Origin of the sequence: Paenibacillus sp. FSL W8-0187, assembly GCF_037969755.1 — a bacterium.
Taxonomy (GTDB): domain Bacteria; phylum Bacillota; class Bacilli; order Paenibacillales; family Paenibacillaceae; genus Paenibacillus_AQ.
The window spans coordinates 2,167,139-2,191,922 of the sequence record NZ_CP150206.1; the positions used below are offsets into that span (position 1 = coordinate 2,167,139).

Consider the following 24,784-nt stretch of genomic DNA (forward strand, 5'->3'; position numbering starts at 1 on the left):
ACGAGTTAATGGGCTGGACTGGTCCTACGTGTATAGCCTTAGTAAATGATGGGAAAGCCGATTCTCGGCTTTCCTTTCTTTCATTCCAAGAGGCATAGCGTTATAGTAGAGAAGGAACTTTCGAGAAGTTACTTTAAGTAAGTCATGCCAGAGGTGTACATGAGGGGGCAAGAAAAGAATGACGGGAAACGATCAACGGACGGAAGCAGTGTACATTCACATTCCGTTTTGTACCAATAAATGTTTTTACTGCGACTTCAATTCCTATGTGTTGAAGGATCAGCCGGTGATGGATTATCTGCGCGCGCTGGATAAAGAGATGGAGCTAACCGTTCAGGCCAACTCGCCGGGACGAATCAAAAGCATTTTTGTAGGCGGCGGGACCCCTACGGTGCTGAAGCCAAATGAAATGGAATACTTCTTGCAAAGCGTGAAGCGCCATTTTCCGGAATGGTCGGATGACATTGAATTTTCGATGGAAGCGAATCCCGGCACCACGGATTTGGAGAAACTGTCCGTGATGCGCGAAGGCGGCGTGAACCGGATCAGCTTCGGGGTGCAGGCGTTCCAGAACAGCTTGTTGACCGGCATCGGCCGGATTCACGATACGGATGACGTGTATCGAAGTCTCGAGAATGCCAGAAGAGCAGGCTTTGATAACATGTCCATCGATTTGATGTTCGGACTTCCGAACCAAACGCTGGACATGCTTGCGGAAAGCGTGGATAAGGCGCTAGAGCTTGGACTTCCGCATTATTCAATCTACAGCTTAAAGGTTGAAGAAAATACGCTGTTCCATACGATGTACCAGCGAAACCAGCTGCCGCTTCCGGATGAGGAGGATGAGCTGAATATGTATCTTCTATTAATGGAGCGGATGCAGGCTGCCGGATATAAACAGTATGAGATCAGTAATTTTGCCAAACCCGGCTTTGAGAGCCGGCATAACATGACGTATTGGCGCAACGAGGATTATTATGGCTTGGGCGCGGGAGCGCACGGATACGTCGGTCGTCAGCGCCATGTGAACATCAAAGGCGTCAACCCATATAATGAAGCAGCGAATCAAGGACTTCCGCGATTGGAGAGCTTTGAGGTATCAAGGGAAGAAGCGATGGAGGATTTCCTCATGGTCGGGCTCCGCGTGCTGGATGGCGTTTCGCGCAGCCGGTTCCGGCAGCAATTCGGAACTTCCATGGAAGAAGTATTCGCCGGGCCGCTGAATAAAATGGTGAGTGCGGGACTTCTTGATTCTACGGAGGACGGATATAAACTGAGCAGTAAAGGCATTCTGTTCGGCAACGATGTGTTCGCTGAATTTATAGGCAGTTTGACGGCAAATTAATCTATTGAACTTATATGCGCTCTGTTGTATATTTATTCATAACATGACGGAGCGTGTAAAGGGGAGACGGACAACCATGTCGGCGGTATGCAGAAAGGCGAAGTTAGAAGATGTCGAGCCGCTGTATCAGATGATTCAGGGATATGCGGAACAGGGGATTATGCTGCCACGGTCCAAAAAAGTGTTGGAGAAACAAATCGGGGAATTCGTTGTGGCCGAATCCGAAGGGAACGTGATCGGCTGCGGTTCCTTGTGTCAGCTGGGAAATGATTTGGTGGAGATTCGTTCACTCGGCATCTCTGATGGTTATAAAGGGCAAGGGATCGGCTCCATGCTCGTGGATTCCCTTCTAGAGGAAGCGAAACGCCGTGAGCTTCCGAAAGTGATGGCCTTGACGTATGAAGTATCCTTTTTCATCAAAAACGGTTTTGCCGTCGTGGAGAAGGAGATTTTTCCGGAGAAGGTGTGGACCGACTGCGTTCACTGCAAGAAGCAGCATGCTTGTGACGAAATAGCTGTTCTTAAAGTACTGAACTGACTTGACAATCCTCAGGTCGGTTTGGTATTTTTGTTATATCGGTTAGCACTCGATGACGATGAGTGCTAACGAAAGAGAAAATAAGCAGTCAGCAAGGAGGGGAGCGACATGTTAACAGATCGTCAACGCATGATTTTGAATGCCATTGTGGATGACTATATCCGTTCTGCCGAACCGGTTGGTTCAAGAAGCATTTCCAAACGCGGGGATGTCGGATACAGTCCGGCAACCATTCGAAACGAGATGGCTGATCTGGAGGAACTCGGATTTCTGGAGCAGCCTCATACATCAGCTGGACGAATTCCGTCACATAAAGGATATCGTTATTATGTTGATCATCTCACGTCGTCGTTTTCCTTGAACCCTGCGGAACTGCATATGATGAAATCCTTTTTTGCAGAAAAGCTGAACGTGATGGAGCAGATGATACAGCATACAGCGAGCATTCTGTCTCAGATGACTAATTACACTTCCATCCTGCTGGGACCGGAAGTTTTTCATACGTCTTTGCGTCATTTCCAGCTTCTTCCTCTCCATGAGGATCAAGCGGTAGCCATCATCGTCACCAGCACAGGGCAAGTCGAGAACAAAATTGTTTCGATTCCGCAGGGTGTGTCTGTTTCGGATCTGGAGCAAGTGGTAAATCTTCTGAACAAGAAGCTGGTCAATGTGCCTCTATATAAACTCAAGACCCGTTTGTATACGGAGATTGGCGAGGAAATGCAGCGGCATATTTCACATTATGAAGATCTCATGAGTATGCTGGATATCGCCCTTAACAATGAACCGGACCATCGCGGCATATATCTCAGCGGCACGACCCACATGCTGAATCAGCCGGAGTTCAAGGATGTTGATAAGGTAAGGGAAATCTTCGAGCTTCTGGAGCAGACACCCGCACTGTTGAAGCTCATGGCCCCCGCTCCCGGTGAGCATGGTGTCCAAGTGAAGATCGGTACGGAGAATACGCATGAGGCGATTTCCAATTGCAGTTTGATCACAGCGACTTATTCAATAGACGGAAAAGCGCTCGGTTCGATTGGTATTCTCGGTCCTACAAGAATGGAATATGCACGGGTGATCGGCATCTTGAATGTGTTATCCCATGACCTGACGAAGCTGCTGTCACACTGGTACAAGTAAAGGAGTGAGACAGATGAGCCAAGGACAACATAGCCAAGTGGACGGAGATGAACGTTATTCTACGCTATTGAACAACAGTAATGCCGTCCGGGCCGTCACGTCCGCTGTTGAAGGCACGCTTGGTCCCAAGGGGCTCGACGTGATGCTGGTGGGTCCCCGTGGCGAGGTGGTCATTACCAATGATGGGGTGACGATTCTGGATAAAATGGATGTCACCCACCCGGCAGCGCGCCTTCTCATTCAGGTGGCAAGAGCGCAGCAGGAGAAAATCGGCGACGGAACCACAACGGCTACCGTGCTTGCAGGCGCACTCGTGCAGGAAGGGGTCTCCCGCATAACCCGCGGGGTCCCTGCTTCCAAGGTGGTGGAGGGGCTGCGTCAGGGAATCGAGAAGTCGATGCAGCTCTTAACAAAGCGGGTTCGGCTGATTGACGGATTGGATGATCCGCTTCTGGAACGGACGGTGTACGTAGCTGGGCGTGAACGGAAGGACATCGTGGAGCTGATTATGCAAGCCGCGCGGAAAGCCGGAATCACCCGTCTTCAGGATCCTTCCTACTCGCTCGCAGACAGTATAATTGCTCTGGAGAATGCCGAGAATGAAGTGTTCGAGGGGGTTCTGCTCCGGCAGCGGCCGATCTTCGCCCGGGAGTCCAAGTCGTATGACGATGCAAAAGTGTTGGTGCTCTTTGATTCCCTGGAACCAGATGAGATCGATGAAGAGGCGCTCACAACCGAAGCCGGATTTGCCCAATATATGGACCTCCGAAAAGTGTTCGCTTCCGATTTAGAGAGATTGTCCGAACTGTCCGTAAAACTCATCCTGCTTGAAAAAGGCATCCATCCGGATGCAGAGCAGTTTTGCCTGGATCACGGCATGATGGTTGTGCCGCGCGTGTCACGTGCGGATCTTCGCCGGGTAAGCGACATGACGGGAGCTACTCCCATACGCCGGAAGGCGTTACATAAAGACTCGAAGGAGCTTGCAGCCCTTCTGGGTGATACCCCGCGTGTCGCTTACGATGAAGGCATTGAGAAAATCCGGCTGGCCTGCGGCAGCCAGGACCGGGAACGTATTGTGACGGTCATTGTTGGGGCAAGCACTTCGGAAGTCGTAGGCGAGGCGGCCAGAATTGCGGGAGATGCGGCCTCGGCACTGCAGGCTGCCGTTTCCGGCGGGGTACTTCCAGGCGGCGGGACAAGCGAACTCGCGGTGTCCTACGAATTGGAACGGATCCGGGAGGCTCAGAAAGGCATGGAAGCCTTCGGTATGGAAGCTGTTTCGGCCGCGCTGCGCAAGCCGATGTCGCAGATACTTCTCAATGCCGGTTACAATCCGCTCGAGAAGATGGAAGAAGTGCGTGCTGCGCAAATCCGTGCAGACTCTGATTGCATGGGCATTGATTGCGACAGCGGCCGGGTTGTTGATTACGAGGAGCTGGGCGTGCTGGATCCGGCTCCGGTTAAACTTCATGGCCTGCGAGCAGCCGGCGAAGTCGCTGCAGCCGTGCTGCGGATTCATCACGTCATCAAGATGAAAGAAATAGGCGAGTAACCCTTACGGGATAAAATGAATCACTGACAGTCTGTTTTAGAATATGAAGGAGGTGAAGGCGTCTTGAATAATGAGCATAAGGATGCCGTTCAAGATACAGTTACAGAAGAAACGATGGAAGAAACTTTGGAGAACACGCCAAACTCGGGTGAGAGTGGGTCTGCGGAGGAAGCCGTAAATCCCGAACAGGAGATTCCTGTAACGGATTCGGCGGATGATGCAGGTTCAGCTGAGCTTGAGAAACTTCAGGCCGAGGTGCTGGAGCACCAGCAGCGTACCCTGCGAGTACAAGCGGATTTCGATAACTTCCGTCGTCGTACACAGAAGGAGAAAGAAGATCTGGGCAAATACGCTTCTTCCAAACTGATTACAGAGCTTCTGCCTGTCATCGATAACTTTGAGCGTGCGCTTCAGGCATCCGAGGAAAACCCGGAGTTTGAATCCTTCTCCAAGGGCGTTAATATGATCTTCCGCCAGTTGGAATCTGTTCTCGCTACCGAAGGTTTAACGGCGATGAAGAGCGTAGGCGAGCCGTTTAATCCGGAGTATCACCAAGCGATCATGCAGGTGGAGAGCGATGAATACGAGGAAGGCATCGTGGTTGAGGAAGTGCAGAAGGGGTATATGCTAAAAGACAAAGTATTGAGACCTGCGATGGTTAAAGTGAGCATGTAAGCGACTTTCGATAGTCGTTTATCATATAAAAATTGATGAAGATCATGCGAGGATTCGTATGAATGAATAAGGAGGAAAATTTTACATGAGCAAAGTTATTGGTATCGACTTAGGAACAACCAACTCCTGCGTAGCCGTAATGGAGGGTGGGGAAGCAGTAGTTATCCCGAATCCGGAGGGCGCCCGTACGACCCCATCCGTTGTCGGATTTAAGAAAGACGGCGAGCGTGTCGTTGGGGATACAGCAAAACGTCAAGCGATCACAAACCCGGATCGTACCATTATCTCCATCAAGCGTCATATGGGTACGAATCATAAAGAATCCATCGACGGCAAAGATTATACGCCGCAAGAAATCTCCGCCATCATTCTGCAAAAGCTGAAATCCGATGCGGAAGCTTACCTGGGCCAACCTGTAACCCAGGCGGTTATTACGGTTCCTGCATACTTTAATGACAGCCAGCGTCAAGCGACCAAGGATGCCGGTAAAATCGCGGGTCTTGAGGTTCTGCGTATCGTAAACGAGCCGACAGCAGCAGCTTTGGCATACGGTATGGAGAAATCCGAAGACCAGACCATTCTGGTATATGACCTGGGCGGCGGTACATTCGACGTTTCCATTCTGGAACTCGGCGATGGCTTCTTCGAAGTAAAAGCAACCAGCGGTGACAACAAACTCGGCGGTGACGATTTTGACCAGGTCATCATTGACTATATGGTAGCCGAATTCAAAAAAGAGCAAGGCATTGATTTGAGCAAAGACAAAGCAGCGGTTCAACGTCTGAAAGATGCTGCGGAAAAAGCGAAAAAGGAATTGTCCGGCGTACTGACTACCACGATTTCTTTGCCGTTTATCACCGTTGCTGACGGCGTGCCTCAGCATCTTGAGCTCAACTTGACTCGTGCTAAATTCGAAGAATTGTCTGCTTCTCTTGTAGAGCGTACGCTTGGACCGACTCGTCAAGCGCTTAGCGATGCAGGTTTGACAGCTAACGATATTCATAAAATCGTTCTTGTCGGTGGTTCCACTCGTATTCCTGCCGTACAGGAAGCGATTAAGAAATTGACAGGCAAAGAGCCTCATAAAGGCGTAAATCCTGACGAAGTGGTTGCGCTTGGTGCAGCTGTTCAAGCCGGCGTATTGACAGGTGACGTTAAAGACGTCGTATTGCTCGACGTAACTCCGTTGTCCCTCGGTATCGAGACAGCAGGCGGTGTATTCACCAAAATGATTGACCGTAACACCACGATTCCAACAAGCAAATCCCAAGTATTCTCCACGTATGCCGATAACCAGCCGAGCGTTGAAATTCACGTGCTGCAAGGTGAGCGCGAAATGGCTGCCGGCAACAAAACGCTGGGACGCTTCATGCTTGGAGATATTCCTCCAGCACCACGTGGCGTACCGCAAATCGAAGTTACCTTCGATATCGATGCGAACGGGATCGTAAACGTTTCGGCGACAGATAAAGGTACAGGCAAGAGCCAGAAGATCACAATCACGTCCTCCAGCGGCTTGAGCGACGCTGAAGTTGAACAAATGATGAAGGACGCCGAGCTTCATGCCGAAGAAGACCGTAAACGCAAAGAGCTGGTAGAGGCTCGCAACAATGCGGACCAACTCGTATATACAACCGAGAAAACACTCAAGGATCTGGGCGACAAAGTTGATGCATCCGAAGTGGAAAAAGCGAACGAAGCAAAAGACAAAGTGAAGAAGGCCCTTGAATCCGATAACCTCGAAGAGATTAACGCTTCGGTAGAGGAGCTGACTCAAATCGTACAGCAGCTGTCCGTGAAGCTGTATGAGCAAGCAGCACAAGAGCAGCAGGGTGCTGAAGGTGCCGACTCCGGTGCGGCTAATAAAGACAATGTCGTAGATGCAGATTACGAGGTTGTTGACGAAGATAAAAACAAAGGTTAATCTGAATAGATTGTATGGGAAGGTCAAAGCTGCGCATCTTCGCACTTTGGCTTTCCTTATGTAAAAGAGTAATAAAGAGATTGGGGTGAAACCGTGGCTGATAAGCGTGATTATTATGAGGTGCTCGGTGTCGGCAAGGATGCATCGGAAGATGAGATCAAGAAGGCGTACCGTAAAATGGCTCGCCAATATCATCCGGACGTGAACAAAGCGGCTGACGCGGAAGCCAAATTCAAGGAAGTGAAAGAGGCTTACGACGTATTGAGCGATGGTCAGAAACGTTCGACTTATGACCAGTACGGACATATAGATCCGAACCAAGGCATGGGCGGAGGCGGTTTCTCCGGTGATTTCGGCGGTTTTGGAGATATATTTGATATGTTCTTTGGCGGTAATGGACGCCGTGATCCGAATGCGCCTCAGCGGGGGAACGATCTGCAATACACGATGACAGTTGAATTTAAGGAAGCGGTATTCGGTAAGGAAACGGATATTACCATTCCGAGAACGGAGACATGTGATACCTGTCACGGTTCCGGGGCGAAGCCGGGCACGCAGCCGCATACATGTTCGGTGTGTAACGGCAGCGGGCAGCAAGAAGTCGTGCAGAATACGCCGTTTGGACGGATGGTAAACCGTCGCGCTTGTTCGAACTGTAACGGAACAGGGAAGATCATCAAAGACCGCTGTTCGACCTGTAACGGCAACGGTAAAGTGAAGAAGCAGCGCAAGATTCATGTTCGCGTGCCTGCGGGTGTGGACGACGGAGCTCAACTTCGTATGACAGGTGAAGGCGAAGGCGGCTTCCGCGGCGGCCCGGCCGGTGACTTGTATATCGTCATCCGCGTGAAGCCGCATGACTTCTTCGAACGCGAAGGGGACGACATTTATTGCGAAGTACCGCTTACCTTTGCTCAGGCTGCGCTTGGCGACGAGATTGAAATCCCGACGTTGACGGAGAGAGTGAAACTGAAGATCCCGGCCGGCACGCAGACGGGTACCTTCTTCCGCCTGAAAGGCAAAGGAGTGCCTCGACTCCGCGGCATGGGACAGGGTGACCAGCACGTCAAGGTTGTGGTCGTTACGCCAAGCAAGCTGAGTGATGAACAGAAAGAGCTGCTTCGACAGTTTGCTTCACTTGATGGCGAACAGACCCACGAACAGGAACAGTCTTTTTTTGACCGTGTAAAAAAAGCATTCCGCGGTGACTAATACAAACTTATGGGGCTAAACTCCCCTCATAGCATAAAGAACAGCAGCAGGCTAAAGGTGATCAACCTTTGGCTTGCTGTTTTTTTGTTTTCTGGGAGCTGCTGGAGTGTCTGCCAGCTTAAACAGGCCCGTTTCTCAAGAATAAAACACTTAATGATGAAGCAACCTAGGGAAGCTCCATCTTTGGAAGATGCAATCTTGAATAGGAAATGCAGGTGAAATGAAGTGGCAGAGAAAAATATTTTGGCGTATTTCAAAAGTCCGGAAGATGCCCAGCATGCAGCCCGTAAATTGCAGTCGCTGCGCGTTGCCGATATGTCCATCGACCGGTTTAGCGCGGATCCCGGCGGGGAGCTTAACAATCCGATGAATCCGTTGACAGGCAATATTGCAAGCTTAACAACGCTGACCTTAAATGCGGATATTTCGGGGCCGGGGGCCGGAATCCTGGGGGCGGCGGATCCATCAGCCAGCGGGATGAGTAGCGGCGGACAGGACGGAACCGAGGGCCGGGATATTTTGCTGACGGTGGTATTGGACGAAGGCGTATTCCCGCAAGCTATGCGGTTAATCGAAGAATCCGGCGGCATGATTTGAGGTTATAGGCACAGCTCTGATCGTTTATACGGAAAGGAGAATAACACCCATGATGAGACGCGTAAAAAAAGGGAAAATCTCGAGCAAAACCGAAAAGATGATTACGCTTCAATCCGCTAAGGCGGAGGATGTAGAGTTTTCGGCTATGGAAGCCGACCACGATGATGTGGAGGCGCTGCGCAGAAGCGAGGCAGCGGATGAACGCCAATTGAAGAAAATTCTCGATGAAACCAGTAAAAATGTAGATTGATCATTATGATTATCAAGTGATGAAGGAGTCCTCTTACCTTTCTTGTTACGGAGGTGGTAAGCAGGGCTTTTTTTGAAGACATAAGAAAGTATAAACTTTGGAGGCTTATCGTTCTTATTTCGCAACAAAAATTTCTGCCATATGTGGTCAGTCATCTGGAGAGAGTACGTTGATAACGTTTTTCGAATTCGATCGACTTGTAAGAAAAGTCATCATGGTATTTTAGTACAAACTTTGTATCCGGGGTCCTCTATATAGTACAATAATATTTATGTATGAATGAGGAGGAACAGTAGCACATGTTATGGCATGAATTAACGATACATACCACGGAGGAAGCCGTGGAGATGATTACGAATTTCCTGCATGAAGCGGGAGCCGGAGGCGTTTCGATTGAAGAATCCGGTACGACGAACAAGAAGCGGGACACATCCCTTGGACAGTGGTTTGATGAGATCGTTCCTTTTAATGATATTCCTGAAGGTCAAGCCGTTATTAAAGGTTATTTTGATGAGACGGTCACCTTAGAAGCGATCCGTGATGAGATAGCGCCACGCGTGAATGAACTGAAGGAATTTGGGATTGATACAGGCGAAGTCAGGTATGAGATGAAGACGGTTGATGAGAATGAATGGGCAACGGCCTGGAAGCAGTATTTCAAACCGATCCGCGTGTCCGAGCGGTTAACGATCAAGCCGACATGGGAAGAGTACACGCCGGAATCCGATCAAGAATCGATTATTGAGCTGGACCCGGGCATGGCATTCGGCACAGGAACGCATCCGACAACTTCTTTATGCTTGCGCACACTGGAGATGGTGATCAAGGGCGGAGAGGAAGTCATAGATGTTGGGACAGGCTCGGGTATTCTTTCCATCGGCGCAGCGCATCTGGGAGCTTCACGGATACTGGCTCTCGATCTGGATCCGGTTGCCGTATCCAGTGCAATAGAGAATACCCGTCTTAACGGCTTGGAAGATCGGATTACGGTGAAGGAAAGCGATCTGCTCTCGGTACTCACCCATTCGTCCGATCAATCGGATCTGGGCGTGACGCTGCCGGTACAAGTTGTAGTGGCTAACATTTTGGCTGAGGTCATCCTGTTGTTTGTCGACGATGTATACCAGGCTCTCAAGCCGGGAGGCGCTTATATCGCCTCGGGCATTTACAAGAACAAAGAAGAGATCGTGGAGAAGGCGCTGATTGCCTCCGGTTTCGAAATTGCCGACATCTGCCGCGAGGATGATTGGGTTGCCTTCGTGGCGAGGAAGAACTGATTATGGATTTTTTGGATCGACTGTTATTCTATCCGCTGGAACAACTTCCATTTTATTTGATTGCTTTAATCATTGCCTTTACCGTGCATGAGTTCTCGCATGCCTATTTTGCGAATAAATTCGGAGACCCAACGGCCAAGCTGCTGGGAAGGGTCACGCTGAATCCGGCGGTGCATTTTGATTTTCTGGGGATTATTCTCTTGCTGATAGCGGGTTTCGGCTGGGCACGGCCGGTACCGATCAATCGCGAGAACTTTAGCAACCCCCGCCGAATGAGTATCATTGTGGCGGCGGTTGGTCCGCTGAGTAATCTTATGTTAGGTATACTTGGAACGCTGATCTATGCGGGACTCTATCAGTTCGGTGTGATCGAGCCGATTGGCGTCACCAAAACAGATCAAGCGATACATTTGTTTTTCAATACCTTCATACTTCTCAATTTCTTTCTGTTCCTCTTTAATCTGATTCCGTTACCACCGCTTGACGGCTACCGGATTCTTGAGAATGTGCTTCCTCCGCGCGTCAGTGCGAGGATTCAGAAGTTCGAGCAGTGGTCGATACTTATTTTTCTGTTGATCATATTGCTGCCAACCTTTCAGAGATATACGATTAAGCCATTATATGATGCAGCACATGCATTATCCATCGACTTTTTGAATCTGTTCATTAAGATGTTCGGGGGATAATGGCGCGGATTTCTCTGGTCAGTTTGCACGAAAAGTTGTATGATGGGATTTGGCGATTTTGGAGTTAGGTGAGGATAAAGATGCAGCGATATTTTGTCACTCCCGCACAATTCGAGGGAGACCGTGTTGAGATTACGGGCGATGACGCCCGTCATATTACCAAGGTCATGCGAGGCAGACTTGGTGATAAATTGATTGTAAGCGATGGGGAATCCCGCGAAGCCATGGTGGAGATTGAGAGCATCGAAGCGGCCAGTGTCATCGCCGTTGTGATTGAACCCATGGAGATGACGCAGGAACCGCGTCTGCAAGTGAGCATCGCTCAGAGTTTGCCGAAAGGCGATAAGATGGAGACCGTCATCCAAAAGTGCACCGAGATTGGCGCGGTGTCCTTTGTGCCCTTCCTATCGGACAGAACGATTGTTCAGTACGATGCCAAGAAGGAAGGAAAACGGCTGGAACGCTGGCGCAAGATTGCGAAGGAGGCGGCTGAACAGGCGCATCGTAACCGGATACCGTCTGTTGAACAGCCTCTGTCGTGGAAAAATCTGCTTGCAGCATTTTCCGGCTACGATGCCGTATATTTTTGTTATGAAAAAGAGCATGGCTCCCAGCTGAGGGACGTGCTGAAGCCTTTTGTAGAGCAGGCGCTGCCGAATTCGGCAGCGAAGGCCAGCTTGCTGCTGGTCGTAGGACCCGAGGGCGGTTTTACGGAAGAGGAATGCCAAGCGGCCGAAGATGCAGGAGCCGTATCCGTTGGGCTTGGAAAGAGGATCCTTCGCTGCGAGACTGCCGGCATGACGGCGCTTGCCTGCACACTATATGAATCTGGAGAAATGGGGGGCGTTTGAACATGCCATCCGTAGCGTTTTATACGTTGGGTTGCAAAGTCAATTTTTACGATACCGAGGCCATCTGGCAATACTTCAAAAATGAAGGCTACGACCAGGTGGACTTCGAACAAACCGCAGATGTTTATTTGATTAACACCTGTCACGTTACCAATACAGGGGACAAGAAGAGCCGTCAGATGATCAGACGTGCGGTTCGCCGCAATCCCGAGGCCATCGTGGCTGTAACGGGCTGTTACGCTCAAACCTCGCCTGCAGAAATTCTGGATATCCCGGGTGTGGATCTTGTGATCGGGAACCAGGATCGCGATAAAATCATGGATTTCATCCATGATATTGAAAAGACGCGCCAGCCGATTAATGCAGTTCGCAATATTATGAAGACCCGGGTATTTGAGGAAATGGATGTTCCGGATTTTGCGGAACGTACTCGCGCATTTCTAAAAATCCAGGACGGATGCAACAACTTCTGTACGTTCTGCATTATCCCTTGGTCCCGCGGTTTGTCACGCAGCCGTGATCCGAAGAGCATCATCAAGCAGGCGCATCAGCTGGTTGGAGCGGGTTATAAGGAAATCGTGCTGACCGGAATCCACACAGGCGGATACGGAGATGATCTTGAAGATTACAGATTGTCCGATTTGCTGTGGGATCTTGACCGGGTAGACGGTTTGGAACGGATCCGCATCAGCTCCATCGAAGCAAGCCAGATCGATGAGAAGATGCTGGATGTGCTGAACCGCTCCAGTAAAATGTGCCGCCACCTTCATATTCCGCTGCAAGCGGGGGATGATACGGTACTGAAACGGATGCGCCGTAAATATACAACCGAAGAGTTCTATAACAAGATGGGCTTGATTCGTCAAGCCATGCCCGATGTGGGCATTACGACGGACGTTATCGTTGGCTTTCCTGGCGAAACCGATGAGATGTTCCGTAACGGCTATGACCTGATGAAGGCAATTCAGTTCTCCGAGATGCATGTATTCCCGTATTCGAAGCGTACCGGTACGCCGGCAGCACGGATGGAGGATCAGGTGGACGAGGAAGTGAAGAATGCACGTGTGCATGATTTGATTGACTTGTCGGAGCAGCTGCAGCTTTCTTATGCTGAACGTTTTGTAGGTCAGATTCTGGAAGTGATACCGGAGCGTGAGTACAAGGGTGCTCCTAATGGCGGAAAGATGCAGGGTTATAGCGATAATTATCTGCAGCTTGTTTTCAACGGATCGCCTGATCTCGAAGGCAAACTGTGCCGCGTAAAAGTAACCAAAGCCGGTGTAAATGAATGCGAGGGCGAACTCCTCAGCGTCATAGATCATGGACTAAAGGCAGCTGCCCAGTAATTCCAATAGCGGCCATACCAGACAAGGATTTCATTTCCTGGCTACCGGAAGTGGAATCCTTGTTGTACATGAAGGAGGAATAGGACATGACATATACACAGATTTCCGCAGGCGGCGTGGTATACCGTCATCATGAAGGGGCGCTTCAGATCCAGCTTATTTTGGACCGTTATGGAAAAACCTCGCTTCCCAAGGGCAAGATGGAAGCCGGTGAAACCATCGAGCAGACTGCACTTCGAGAAATTTGCGAGGAGACAGGTATAGTCGGATCCATCACCTCTCCAGTGGACATTATTGCATATAAATACCATCATCCCGAATTCGGCCAGGTGGACAAGGAAGTCCATTACTATCTGGTTAAAGCAGAAAAAGGTAGCTTAAAACCCCAAATCGAGGAAATCAACGGCGTGGACTGGTTTGAGCCTTTGGCCGCATGGAGGAAGCAGCGCAGCAACGGATATAACAACAATGATATCATCCTGCGTAAAGCGCTAATGCTGCTTGAGGTTAGCATTCCTGCGGATGAAGATATGAAACTTTAGGTCTGTGCCCGCTTGTTCCAGAAGGGCAGATAGCATAGTGGAAGCGCAATAAGCGAGCATACGATATTAAATAAGGTTTGCGCATGGGCGATTTGTCCAGCAGGATCCGCCGCTAACCATCCGGATACGGTGGTTAAGCCTGATATGAACGGAGTAAAGAGCAGAACACCGCCGATATTCAGCCCCATATGGGACCAGGCCACGAATCGCCCTGCTCGGGTACTGCCAATCGCTGCTATAAGTGCTGTTGCGCAGGTGCCGACATTGGAGCCCAGAACGATGGCAACGCCGATCTCCGGAGGCAGCACTCCGCTGGCTGCAAGCCCCATAGCCATAGCGATGACAGCTGCGCTGCTGTGCATCAGAGCAGTCAATATCGTTCCGGCTGCTATACCCCAGAGGACGCTCCGAGAAGCGTGGTCCAAGAACCACTGGAATAAACCGAGGCTTTGCAGAGTCGGACCAATAGACTGCATGAATTGTATAGCAAGCAGCACCAGTGAGAATCCGGCGACAGCGAGGCATAAAAACTGACTGCGGATCAAATTGTTTTTTACCTTGTCGTAGCTCGGAGGCACGCGCTCGCTGGCGATTACGGCCCCGACCCATAGCATGAGCGAGAGGACAAGCAGAGGCATGGCGGCTTGTCCAATCTGCAGGCTGATGAGCTCGGTGGTTACCGTTGTGCCGATGTTCGTGCCGAGAATAATGCCCAAAGTACCGGCGAGGCTTAACAATCCGGCATTGGCGAAACCTATTGCCAGCACAGTAACGGCGGTACTGCTTTGCAGCAGGGCCGTGACCGCTGTACTGGCGATCATACCTTTCAGGGGCGTGGATGTCGCTTTATGGAGCCACTTATGCAACAGCGGACCGGCCCAGCGTTGGAGCGCAACTTCCATGACCTTCATGCCGAACAGGAACAGGACAAGACCATAACAGATGGGAAACCAGAGTGAGGATAGCATGATGTTCTCCTTTTAGAGGTTGTTCAAAAAGCTCTCTTTTGATAAGAAAACCAATCGAGGCCAATCAAGGATGAGCGACGCGATTCAAAGGTAGGTTTTCGTGCGATATAGAATTTCATCAGCTCTGCTGATAACGAATAAATTCTATATCTAACACGAAGTGAATCAGGAACTCACTCAGCATCGAATCGATAGACTTTTATCTTAATTACGTATATGACCCTTGGTGGACATGCATGCCTATTGAAATGGCCAGGGGATAACTTAAGGAGTGAAATACAGTGCCATCGGTAATTTTGGAGCGCAGTCGAAAAAAGAGACTGGAGCAGGGGCATCCCTGGGTTTATAAAAGCGAGATTGCCTCTGTCGAGGGTGAACCCAAGCCGGGTGATATCGTATCGGTATTAAACCATCAAGGCCGTTTTCTCGCTTCCGGTTATTACAACCCGCAATCTCAAATCACCGTACGCACCGTTTCGTATGAGCCGGTTGAGACGATGGACAAGACCTTTTTTGCCGCCAGGTTTCAGGAATGCCTGAAACACAGGGAACGGTTTATCGGAGATGAGAACGCCTACCGGCTGGTATATGGCGAGGCGGATTTTCTGCCAGGGCTGATTGTGGACCGGTTTGATGACGTACTGGTCATCCAGCTGCTGACGCTGGGCATGGATCGCTGCCGTGAGGATATCGTGAACGCGCTTGTCGAGGTGGTCCAGCCAAAAGGAATCTATGAACGAAGCGATGTATCCATCCGGGAATTGGAAGGTCTGGAACAGCGCACGGGTATTCTCTACGGGGAGTGTCCTCGCCACGTGACGGTGACGGAGAACGGCTTGAAGATCAAAGTGGATATTGAAGAAGGTCAGAAGACGGGATATTTCTTTGATCAGCGCGAGAACCGGGCATCCATAAAACCGTTAATGAAGGGTTGGGGAGACCGCAGCGGGATCACGCTTCAGACTGTGGAACGGGACGGTGAGATGAAGTCCTTGCCGGTGAACAAAAGCGGAAAAGAAGTCACGTTTCCCTATTGGGACGGTGCTACGGTGCTGGAATGCTTTTCGCATACGGGCAGTTTCACGCTGCACGCATGCCTTTATGGGGCCAAGAAAGTAACCTGTCTTGACATATCGGAGCATGCTATCGAAAGCGCCAAAGAGAATGTGGAATTGAACGGATTCCAGGATCGCGTGGAGTTTGTAGTGGACGATGCCTTCCAATATTTGCGCAACCAGGTAAAAGGCTTGGAAGAACGTGAGCAGCGTGCGCAAGGGGATCAGAAAGTGGATACCTCCAAACCGCTGACCGCGGGAGGTGGACGTTCCTGGGATGTGGTCATTCTGGACCCGCCGGCGTTTGCCAAAACCAGGTCTGCTGTCAAGGGAGCTTGCCGGGGATATAAGGACATCAACCTTCATGGAATGAAACTGGTGAATGAAGGCGGTTATTTGGTTACGGCAAGCTGCTCGTACCATATGCGGCCGGATTTGTTCCTGGAGACGATTCAGGATGCTGCAAAAGATGCCGGCAAAATTCTAAGACTCGTGGAATGGCGTGCGGCTGGCAAGGATCACCCGCAAATTCTCGGGGTCGATGAGGGGCATTATTTGAAATTTGCCGTGTTTGAAGTGCGCAGCAAATCAAAGCTGTAAACTGCCACAGCTATAGCGGTTGATGCGAAGGATTTTGCCATGGTGGGTAAACCACGATGGCAGGATCCTTTTTTGTATGTCCGCAATATTTTGGAATGGGAATGAAATCCAAACGTATGTTCCATCAAACGATACTTATGCTATACTAGTAATCAACATCTTTTTTGATAGACAACGAACCAAAACGTGGATTTCATATGAATTTTGATACATTTGACGAATAGTGCGTGTTCAAAAAGGTCGATTTTCAGCACCGAAGCTTATGCTTCCGACGTGCGTTTTTACAAAACGCCTTAGTTGGATGAAGCTAGGGACGTCAGGAGCGGAGCGTACGATTTGGGTACGTGAGCACCGGAAGGCCCGGCTGAATTCAAGATTCGATGCCGAGCTGCTTCCTGATTCGCTTCGTGATCAAAAGCGGACTTTTTGAACAACCTCTAATAGATTCAAGGGCATGATTTCACCGGAAGCGCAGCTTATTTTGAAGGGTGAAGGAGTCCCTTTCGAAAGACGATGTAAAGGGGGCATAGCATGAGCATTCAATTTGTTATCGGCAGGTCGGGCAGCGGCAAGAGCACGTCGATCCGCCAAGAGATGATCGAGCGATTGGAGCAAGATCCCAGGGGGAATCCGATGATACTGATCGTTCCCGAACAAGGGTCCTATGAAGCAGAGCATGCACTCGTTAATGCGGGAGGCATTCGCGGGATAATGCGCGCGCAAGTGCTTAGTTTCCGTCGACTGGCTTACCGCGTCATGCAGGAAAGCGGCGGGGCCGCAAAGGTGGCGATCAGTGAAGAAGGCAAGCGCATGCTGCTGTACAAAATTTTACGGAGGCGCAAAGAAGAGCTCCAATTGTTCGGTGCTTCGGGAGAGCAGCATGGTTTTGTCGGTAAGCTGAGCGAGTTGTATACGGAAATGAAGCGCTATTGCATTGACGCATCCTGCGTAGAGGAGCAGCTGGGACAGATGATATCTGGCTCCGGGAATTCACCGATACTTCGGCGCAAGCTGGAGGACATCGTAACGGTCTTTCATGATTTTGAGCTTGAGATTTCACGGTTCTACATGGATGAGGAAGATACGCTGGCCTCATTAGCAGCGGGCGTGACCCAATCGGACTATATCAAGCGCGCCGACATTTGGATCGATGGTTTCCATGGTTTTACGCCGCAGGAGTACCGGGTGCTCCGGGAAATTATGGCCCATGCCAACCATGTAACGATTGCGTTGACACTGGACAAGCCTTATACGAACGGCAATGTTCCGCATGAGCTGGATCTCTTTCATCCTACCGCAGTGACGTACATAAAGCTTAAAGGCATTGCTGATGAGATGGGGTTGGATATGGAGCATCGTATTCTGCAACCCGATGTTCTTCCACGGTTTCAAGAATCCCCTTTGCTTGCCCACCTCGAGCGCGGTTATGATCGGAAGAAACGTTGGACGGAAGCTGCCCGAGATGGAAATACAGTAAGCAATCCGGACGGCAGCAGGACAGGTCTTCTTCTGCATTCTGCCAGTCACCGCCGGGCTGAAATCGAAGGAGCTTTACGTGAAATGGTTCGTCTCGCCCGGGAAGAAAGAGCACGATACCGGGAAATGGCCGTGTTTGTCCGGAATATGGGAGAATATGAGCACCTGATAGGTCCTTTGTTCAAGGAACACGGTGTTCCTTATTTTCTTGATCAGAAGCGGAGCGAGTTGCACCATCCGCTGGTCGAATTTATTCGATCTGCTCTTGATGTCATTGGACGCCGCTGGCGTTACGAGGACGTATTCCGCTGCGTGAAGACGGATCTGCTGCTGCCGCTGGACGGTTCGCTTACCCGTGAGGACATGGATCGTCTGGAGAACCACGTGCTGGCTTCCGGAATTCAGGGTTCGCGCTGGACGGATGGCCGCCCGTGGAGGGGAATTCCAAGCCTCTCATTAGAGGATGGCGAGAGTGAGGTGCGCAATCCGGATGGTATGCAGGCGATTGAGTATGCCAGAAAGGTGATTACGGAGCCGCTGCATGCGTTTGAGAAGCGGATGAAAAAGGCAACGAGTGCAATGGATCAGAGCACTGCAGTCTATCGGCTTCTGGAGGAAACCGCTGTTCCCGAAAAGCTGGAGCTGTTAAGCCGCGCTGCTCTGGATGCCGGGCGTCCTGAGGAAGCGAGGGAGCATCGCCAGGTATGGGGGGCTGTGCTTGACCTGCTCGACCAGATTGTGGAGATGATGGGTGCGGAGAAGCTCAGCACCGAATTGTTCACGGGCGTGCTGGGCACGGGACTTACGGAGATGAAAATGGCTCTGGTGCCTCCATCTCTGGATCAAGTGCTGATCGGCAGCATGGATCGGACACGGACGGGCGGGGTGAAATATGCTTTTCTGCTCGGCATTAACGATGGTGTACTCCCAGCCCAGTTTAAGGACGATGGGATCCTGACAGAACCGGAGCGTGTTCAGCTCGAAGACCGTGGATTGGAGCTTGCTCCAAGCATATCCCGAAGACTGCTGGATGAACGGTTCCTGATTTATAATGCTCTGACTTCGGCCAGCAAGCAGCTTTGGGTCAGCTATCCTGCGGCAGATGATGAAGGCAAGACGTTACTGCCATCCGAGGTCATCCGCCATTTGAAGCTGATGTTTCAGATGGAAGAGGTGCCTTTGTTTCCAAGACCGCATGCCGGGCAATCAGCCTGCGAGCAGGAGCATTATGCGTCACGTCCTAATAAGACGTTGGCTTACTTGACGGGTCGGCTACGGGACTGGAGAAATGGAGAGGAGATTCCGAACATTTGGTGGCATGTGTACAATTGGTACGCGGAACGGCCGGATTTAAGGTCGCGTCTTTCTTCGATGCTCTCGTCCTTGTCTTACCGGAATGAAGCCCGGCCACTTAAGCAGGAAACGAGCAGGCAGTTGTACGGAACGAAGCTGCGGACAAGCGTATCTCGGATGGAGCGCTTTGTTGCGTGCCCGTTTTCCCATTTTGCCTCCCATGGATTGAAGCTGAGAGAACGGCAGCTGTACCGTCTTCAGGCTCCTGACATCGGACAGCTATTTCATGCTGCCTTGAGCAGCATGGCCATGAAGTTTCAATCCCAGCATCGAAGCTGGGGAGACCTGACCGCGGAGGAATGCTTGCGCGAGGCGGAAGCGACCGTCGATCGGCTTGCTCCCATGCTGCAGGGTGAAATCCTGCTTAGCTCCAAGCGATATGGATATATTTCGCGCAAGCTGAAAAATATCGTGGGCAGAGCATCCGTGATTCTGGGTGAACAAGCAAGGCGCGGCAAATTCGAGCCGATCGGTCTTGAGCTTGATTTCGGTCCAGGGAAGCCGCTGCCACCCCTGACGTTTGAATTGCCGAACGGGGTCAAGATGGAGATTGTCGGGCGCATTGACCGGGTCGACATGGCACGCGGAGAGCAGGGGATCATGCTTCGGGTCATCGATTATAAATCCAGCCAGAAGGATCTGCGATTGCATGAGGTCTATTACGGATTATCCCTGCAGATGCTGACCTATCTGGACGTGTTGCTGACGTTTGCGGAGGACTGGCTCGGTGAACAGGCTTTGCCTGCGGGAACCTTGTATTTCCACGTTCATGATCCAGTTCTGCAATCTGCAAACGGCATGACGCCGGAGCAGGCGGCAGAGGAGCTGCTCAAACGTTACAAAATGAAGGGCTTGCTGCTGGCAGACCGCGAAGCGGTTTCCCTCATGGATTCTTTCCTTGAAAAAGGACACTCGGCTATTCTGCCTGTCGCCGTCAAAACGGACGGAAGCTTCTACAGCAGCGCAGCCGTGGCAACACCTGACCAGTGGGAGACCTTGTTGTCCGCCGTGCGGGAGAATATGCTGAATATCGGCTCCAGAATTACGGGGGGCGATGTCGCGATTGTGCCGTACCGGATTCAGCAGGAGACCGCCTGCACGTACTGTTCCTTCCGGCCTGTATGCCAGTTCGACGACGCAATTGAGGGCAGCGAATATCAGCTGCTGGGTAAACCGGGTAAAGATCAGGTTTGGGATATGCTTGGACATCCGAAGGGAGGAGAGAGCCGGTGAGAGAGATGATAGCAAAACCCGAGGGCAGCATGTGGAGTGACGACCAGTGGAAAGCCATCGCGCTGTCGGGCGATGATATGCTGGTTGCAGCTGCAGCAGGTTCAGGGAAGACCGCCGTGCTGGTTGAACGGATCATTCGCAAAATCCTCGACGATTCCGCGGGGTTCAGCGTAGACCGGCTTCTAGTAGCTACGTTTACCAAGGCTGCGGCTGCCGAAATGCGGGGACGGATTCGGGAAGCGCTTGACCGTGAGCTGGACCGGGAACCGGACAATGAGCATATCCGGCGTCAGCTTGCTTTGCTTGGTAGGGCGTCAATTACAACGCTGCACTCCTTTTGCATGGAAGTCATTCGGCGATATTATCAGTTAATACCGCTGGATCCGGGATTCCGCATTCTGAATGAACATGAGGCGGATTTAATGCGGCAGGATATGCTGGAGGAGCTGTTTGAAGAGAAATACGGCGAGGCCGAGGGCGACCAGGAAAGTCGGTTTCTTCATTTGGCGGACTGGTTCAGTGGCGAGCGAACGGACGACGCGCTGTACCGTCTCGTTCAGCGCCTCTATGATTTCTCCCGCAGCCATTCCTGGCCGGCACACTGGCTAAGGGAAACGGCTGCCGGCTTCCAGGTACAAGATACGGAGGCTCTCGGACAAACGCCATGGGTTCAAAGCATTTTGGCTGATGCCCGTCTGGCTCTGAACGGAGCGGCTGGCTTGCTGCAGCAAGCCAGGGCGATCGCCATGCAGCCGGGAGGGCCTGCACCGTATGTGGACAATCTCGATGAGGACTTGCGATTGGTCGCCTCCCTGCTTGAGGCCATCGATAGTTCGCCGTGGGAATCGTTGTACGGCATTTTTCGCGAGGCGTCTTTCGGCAAGCTCAAATCCGTTCGGAAGGATGAGGTGCTGCCGGAGCTTCAGGAACAGGTTAAGGAACTGCGCGACAACGTGAAGAAAATCGTCAATGAGCTGAAAAGTGCATTGTTTGGCCGTCCGGCATCGGAATTTTTGCAGGAACTTCACACGGCAGCGCCGCTGATGATGGAGCTGGCCGAGACGGTTATCGCTTTTGGCGAGCGATATCGTGAGGCCAAAGCCGCCAAAGGCATGGTCGACTTTAACGACCTTGAACATTACTGCCTTCATATTCTTCGTCACCCTGATTCCGTCCCGGGGCATATGATGCCTTCCGATGCGGCGATGGAATACCGCGAGCAGTTTGATGAAGTGCTGCTCGACGAATATCAGGATACGAACAGCGTACAGGAAGACATTGTACGATTGATCTCCAGGGAAATGCCGGGGAACCGGTTTATGGTCGGTGACGTGAAGCAGAGTATTTATCGGTTCCGCTTGGCGGAGCCGGGATTGTTTCTCGATAAATATAAGACGTTTTCTTCCGACGCAAGCACGACCCAAGCCGGCATCCGGATTGATCTGGCCCGTAATTTCCGCAGCCGGATGGAAGTGGTGGATGCCGTCAATTTGTTGTTCCGGCAGATCATGAATGAATCCGTAGCCGAGATTGCCTATGATGCTCGAGCGGAGCTTGTATGCGGCGCATCCTTTCCGGAGCAGGAGGTTCAGGGCGGTACGAACCCTTACACGCCTGAATTGCTCCTGATCGACCGTCTTGGAAAAGGGACGGAGGAGCAGTCCGAAGAATCATCTTCCGAAGAGGACGGGGTTCATCTTGAGGTTGAGGCGCTTGAGATGGAAACCGCCCAACTGGAGGCTCGCGCCATTGCCCGCAGAATTCGTGAGATGACAGGCGAAAACGGGAAGCCGCTCATGGTGTACGATAAAGGACTGAAATCGATGCGGCCCGCGGAGTATGGGGACATGGTTATTTTGCTTCGCTCAGCCATGGTATGGGCACCGTTAATTATAGAGGAACTGCGGCAGGAAGGGATTCCGGCGTTCGGCGAGCAGAACAAAGGGTACTTTCAGGCGACGGAAGTGGAGATCATTTTATCGCTGCTGCAGGTGATTGATAATCCCCGTCAGGATATTCCCCTGGCTTCCGTATTGCGCTCGCCGATACTCGGATTATCCGAGGAAGAGATGGCACAGGTGCGTCTGTGTGCCAAAGGGACTTACTACGATGCGCTTAAGGCAGCAGTCGCGTTAAGTGTCGTCCCGCCGGTCATGGATTTGGCCCGCCCTGTGGGCTTCGTGGATGGCAAATGGACGCCGGGTGTAGAACTGGAAGGTTTAGCCGAAGCAGCAGCAGGTCATGAGTTCGTGGCAGGCAGCCTTCTTTCGGATGCTCCGTTATCAGCTAAAGGTCAGAATATCGAAATATCTCCGGAGCTTAGCTCAAAACTTGGATTGTTTATGGATCGGCTTCAGCGCTGGCGGCAGGAAGCGCGCCAAGGAAGTTTGAGTGATCTGATCTGGGGAATTTTCAGTGAAACCGGCTACTTGGATTGGGTTGGCGGTCTACCTGGCGGCAAGCAGCGTCAGGGCAATCTGACCGCCTTGTATGACCGGGCCGTGCAGTATGAACAGGATACAGCCTCCAGAGGTCTCTTCCGTTTCCTGACCTTTATCTCCCGGCTCCGGGAGCGTGGCGGGGATCTCGGCACTGCCGGCGGTACGGAAAGCCAGGGCAATGCGGTACGGTTGATGACCATTCACAAGAGCAAGGGGCTGGAATTCCCGGTTGTTTTTGTAGCGGGATTGTCCAAAAATTTTAACCAGCAGGATTTGAATTCCCCTTTCCTTATGCATAAGGAGCTTGGCTTTGGACCGAAGTTTGTGGATGAAGGCATGCGCGTCAGCTATCCCACGCTGCCTAACCTGGCGATCCGGCGCAGGTCGCAGCTGGAGCTGTTAGCTGAGGAGATGCGTGTGCTCTACGTTGCCCTTACGCGGCCTAAAGAGAAGATGATTCTGGTCGGCACGGTGAAGGATTTGCCGAAGAAGGTGGCTGCGTGGGCACAAGCCGATTTTAACCCGGAGCTTCTTCTGCCGGATTACGTCCTTGCCCGGGGCCGGAGTTACTTGGATTGGATCGGCCCGGCTGTGATACGCCATCCATCCGCAGGTCTGCTCCGCGAGAAGGCGGGCTTATCCGAGGAGACGAACTCACGCGTGTTTAGAGAAGATCGATCGCAATGGATATTTTCGATCGAGACGCCGGAATCCTTGGCGCAGGGCATGATCGGTATTAAGGATGACGTGCAGGCGGATAACGATGACCGGATGAATAAGCTGAATGCCCTGCGCAAGCTCGAGCCGGTTGTTCCGATGGATAGTATAGCCGAAGCGGAAGATATGGGTACGGATGATCAACGTGCAAGCATCTATGAGCGCTTGTCTTGGAAATATCGTTATGAAATGGTCAGCCAAATTTCCGCCAAAACGTCCGTAACGGAGATGAAGAAGCTGCTTGCCTTGCAGGACAGCCCCTCCCTGGATCTACTGGAGGAGCAGGCCGTAAAACGGCAGAGCAAGGAAAATATCGGGGCAGGTGCATCTTTCACACTAAGCTTGCGACGGCCGAAATTTATGGAGTCAACGAAGCTGACACCTGCGGAACGGGGAACCGTGTATCATACGATCATGCAGCATGTGCCTCTTCAACGATTGGAGGGAGCCGCGGAACCGACGCCGGAAATCGAAGACACGATCCGCTACCTTGTGGAAAAAGAAATCATAACCGGTGAGCAGGCAGCCGCGGTGGAAGCGACGGAGATCAGCGGCCTGTTTGCTTGCGAGGTAGGGAAGCAGCTGCTGACTGCAGAGGATGTCTGGCGCGAGATGCCGTTTTCATATGCACTCCCCGCAGCTGAAGCATATCAAGGACTCGCTTTCATGGACCAAATCTCGGAACAAGCGGCCGAAGCAGTGCCGGATGTGCAGCTCCTTCAGGACGAAACCGTGCTGATCCAAGGGGTTGTGGACTGCCTGTTCAGGCAGGGCGGTAGACTTGTGCTGCTGGATTATAAAACGGACCGGGTGCTGGAGCATCGCGGCGGCGTTTCGGCCTTAGCAGAGCAGTATCGCTTTCAGCTTGATCTATATGCAAAGGCCTTGGAAGATATTTTAGGCGAGCCCGTTCATGAAAAATGGCTGTACTTTTTTGATGGGGGACATGCCGTTCAACTATAGTCATTTCGATTTGTTAGATTGGGAAGTTTGAAGCGGG

At 51.5% G+C, this 24,784-nt stretch carries 18 protein-coding genes; 17 read left to right on the forward strand and 1 reads right to left on the reverse strand.

The genetic code is table 11. The annotated features are described in order from the left end of the window. Positions 1–178: 178 nt before the first annotated feature. From hemW to MKY48_RS09615, 14 genes are all read left to right on the forward strand, one after another. Positions 179–1,345: a radical SAM family heme chaperone HemW gene (gene hemW / locus MKY48_RS09550; RefSeq protein WP_339292824.1), complete on the forward strand. Its 1,167-nt coding sequence runs from the start codon at positions 179–181 to the stop codon at positions 1,343–1,345. A gap of 76 nt (positions 1,346–1,421) precedes the next feature. After that, entirely contained in the window at positions 1,422–1,883 is a 462-nt protein-coding gene (locus tag MKY48_RS09555) for an N-acetyltransferase (protein ID WP_076320568.1), read from the forward strand. 108 nt (positions 1,884–1,991) lie between these two features. Further along, positions 1,992–3,026 carry a heat-inducible transcriptional repressor HrcA gene (gene hrcA / locus MKY48_RS09560; protein WP_076320569.1) on the forward strand — a complete coding sequence of 345 codons (1,035 nt, stop codon included), beginning with the start codon at positions 1,992–1,994 and terminating at the stop codon, positions 3,024–3,026. Between the two features lie 13 nt (positions 3,027–3,039). Then, complete coding sequence (locus MKY48_RS09565) at positions 3,040–4,581, forward strand: TCP-1/cpn60 chaperonin family protein (protein ID WP_076320570.1); 1,542 nt, start codon at positions 3,040–3,042, stop codon at positions 4,579–4,581. A gap of 63 nt (positions 4,582–4,644) precedes the next feature. Further along, positions 4,645–5,256, forward strand: coding sequence for a nucleotide exchange factor GrpE (gene grpE / locus MKY48_RS09570; RefSeq protein WP_076320571.1), 612 nt, complete (start codon positions 4,645–4,647; stop codon positions 5,254–5,256). An 85-nt stretch (positions 5,257–5,341) separates the two neighbouring features. After that, on the forward strand, positions 5,342–7,180 hold the full coding sequence (gene dnaK, locus MKY48_RS09575; RefSeq protein WP_076320572.1) for a molecular chaperone DnaK: 1,839 nt from the start codon (positions 5,342–5,344) through the stop codon (positions 7,178–7,180). Between the two features lie 93 nt (positions 7,181–7,273). Beyond that, positions 7,274–8,392, forward strand: coding sequence for a molecular chaperone DnaJ (gene dnaJ, locus MKY48_RS09580; RefSeq protein ID WP_076320573.1), 1,119 nt, complete (start codon positions 7,274–7,276; stop codon positions 8,390–8,392). A 225-nt stretch (positions 8,393–8,617) separates the two neighbouring features. Further along, positions 8,618–8,989, forward strand: a complete 372-nt coding sequence (locus tag MKY48_RS09585) for a hypothetical protein (RefSeq protein ID WP_339292825.1) — start codon at positions 8,618–8,620, stop codon at positions 8,987–8,989. Positions 8,990–9,038: 49 nt separating this feature from the next. Further along, positions 9,039–9,239, forward strand: a complete 201-nt coding sequence (locus MKY48_RS09590) for a YfhD family protein (RefSeq protein ID WP_339292826.1) — start codon at positions 9,039–9,041, stop codon at positions 9,237–9,239. Positions 9,240–9,538: 299 nt separating this feature from the next. Continuing rightward, a complete protein-coding gene (gene prmA, locus MKY48_RS09595) occupies positions 9,539–10,516 on the forward strand; it encodes a 50S ribosomal protein L11 methyltransferase (RefSeq protein WP_076320575.1) in 978 nt (325 codons plus the stop codon). A gap of 2 nt (positions 10,517–10,518) precedes the next feature. After that, entirely contained in the window at positions 10,519–11,202 is a 684-nt protein-coding gene (locus MKY48_RS09600; protein ID WP_076320576.1) for a site-2 protease family protein, read from the forward strand. An 80-nt stretch (positions 11,203–11,282) separates the two neighbouring features. Beyond that, positions 11,283–12,053 carry a 16S rRNA (uracil(1498)-N(3))-methyltransferase gene (locus MKY48_RS09605; protein ID WP_339292827.1) on the forward strand — a complete coding sequence of 257 codons (771 nt, stop codon included), beginning with the start codon at positions 11,283–11,285 and terminating at the stop codon, positions 12,051–12,053. Between the two features lie 2 nt (positions 12,054–12,055). Next, the gene (mtaB, locus tag MKY48_RS09610) at positions 12,056–13,399 is read left to right on the forward strand and encodes a tRNA (N(6)-L-threonylcarbamoyladenosine(37)-C(2))-methylthiotransferase MtaB (protein ID WP_076320578.1); all 1,344 of its coding nucleotides are present in this window, start codon (positions 12,056–12,058) and stop codon (positions 13,397–13,399) included. 86 nt (positions 13,400–13,485) lie between these two features. Continuing rightward, on the forward strand, positions 13,486–13,941 hold the full coding sequence (locus MKY48_RS09615; RefSeq protein ID WP_339292828.1) for an NUDIX domain-containing protein: 456 nt from the start codon (positions 13,486–13,488) through the stop codon (positions 13,939–13,941). Here MKY48_RS09615 and MKY48_RS09620 read toward each other — a convergent pair. Then, positions 13,938–14,909, reverse strand: coding sequence for a Na/Pi symporter (locus MKY48_RS09620; RefSeq protein ID WP_339292829.1), 972 nt, complete (start codon positions 14,907–14,909; stop codon positions 13,938–13,940). The genes MKY48_RS09615 and MKY48_RS09620 overlap by 4 nt on opposite strands. Before the next feature lie 281 nt (positions 14,910–15,190). Between MKY48_RS09620 and MKY48_RS09625 the strand changes: the two genes are divergently transcribed. The 3 genes from MKY48_RS09625 to addA all read left to right on the forward strand — a co-directional run bounded on the left by MKY48_RS09625 (position 15,191) and on the right by addA (position 24,747). Continuing rightward, positions 15,191–16,564 carry a class I SAM-dependent rRNA methyltransferase gene (locus tag MKY48_RS09625; RefSeq protein WP_339292830.1) on the forward strand — a complete coding sequence of 458 codons (1,374 nt, stop codon included), beginning with the start codon at positions 15,191–15,193 and terminating at the stop codon, positions 16,562–16,564. A gap of 531 nt (positions 16,565–17,095) precedes the next feature. Continuing rightward, positions 17,096–20,626: a helicase-exonuclease AddAB subunit AddB gene (gene addB, locus MKY48_RS09630; protein WP_339292831.1), complete on the forward strand. Its 3,531-nt coding sequence runs from the start codon at positions 17,096–17,098 to the stop codon at positions 20,624–20,626. Positions 20,627–20,631: 5 nt separating this feature from the next. Beyond that, positions 20,632–24,747 (forward strand): helicase-exonuclease AddAB subunit AddA, encoded by a 4,116-nt coding sequence (gene addA / locus MKY48_RS09635; protein WP_339293485.1) that lies wholly within the window; start codon positions 20,632–20,634, stop codon positions 24,745–24,747. Positions 24,748–24,784: the final 37 nt, after the last annotated feature.

Coding starts and splice junctions, on each gene's coding strand:
- hemW (WP_339292824.1), top strand. CDS start 179: ATGACGGGAAACGATCAACGGACGGAAGCAGTGTACATTCACATTCCG.
- MKY48_RS09555 (WP_076320568.1), top strand. CDS start 1,422: ATGTCGGCGGTATGCAGAAAGGCGAAGTTAGAAGATGTCGAGCCGCTG.
- hrcA (WP_076320569.1), top strand. CDS start 1,992: ATGTTAACAGATCGTCAACGCATGATTTTGAATGCCATTGTGGATGAC.
- MKY48_RS09565 (WP_076320570.1), top strand. CDS start 3,040: ATGAGCCAAGGACAACATAGCCAAGTGGACGGAGATGAACGTTATTCT.
- dnaK (WP_076320572.1), top strand. CDS start 5,342: ATGAGCAAAGTTATTGGTATCGACTTAGGAACAACCAACTCCTGCGTA.
- MKY48_RS09590 (WP_339292826.1), top strand. CDS start 9,039: ATGATGAGACGCGTAAAAAAAGGGAAAATCTCGAGCAAAACCGAAAAG.
- prmA (WP_076320575.1), top strand. CDS start 9,539: ATGTTATGGCATGAATTAACGATACATACCACGGAGGAAGCCGTGGAG.
- MKY48_RS09600 (WP_076320576.1), top strand. CDS start 10,519: ATGGATTTTTTGGATCGACTGTTATTCTATCCGCTGGAACAACTTCCA.
- MKY48_RS09605 (WP_339292827.1), top strand. CDS start 11,283: ATGCAGCGATATTTTGTCACTCCCGCACAATTCGAGGGAGACCGTGTT.
- mtaB (WP_076320578.1), top strand. CDS start 12,056: ATGCCATCCGTAGCGTTTTATACGTTGGGTTGCAAAGTCAATTTTTAC.
- MKY48_RS09615 (WP_339292828.1), top strand. CDS start 13,486: ATGACATATACACAGATTTCCGCAGGCGGCGTGGTATACCGTCATCAT.
- MKY48_RS09620 (WP_339292829.1), bottom strand. CDS start 14,909: ATGCTATCCTCACTCTGGTTTCCCATCTGTTATGGTCTTGTCCTGTTC.
- addB (WP_339292831.1), top strand. CDS start 17,096: ATGAGCATTCAATTTGTTATCGGCAGGTCGGGCAGCGGCAAGAGCACG.
- addA (WP_339293485.1), top strand. CDS start 20,632: ATGATAGCAAAACCCGAGGGCAGCATGTGGAGTGACGACCAGTGGAAA.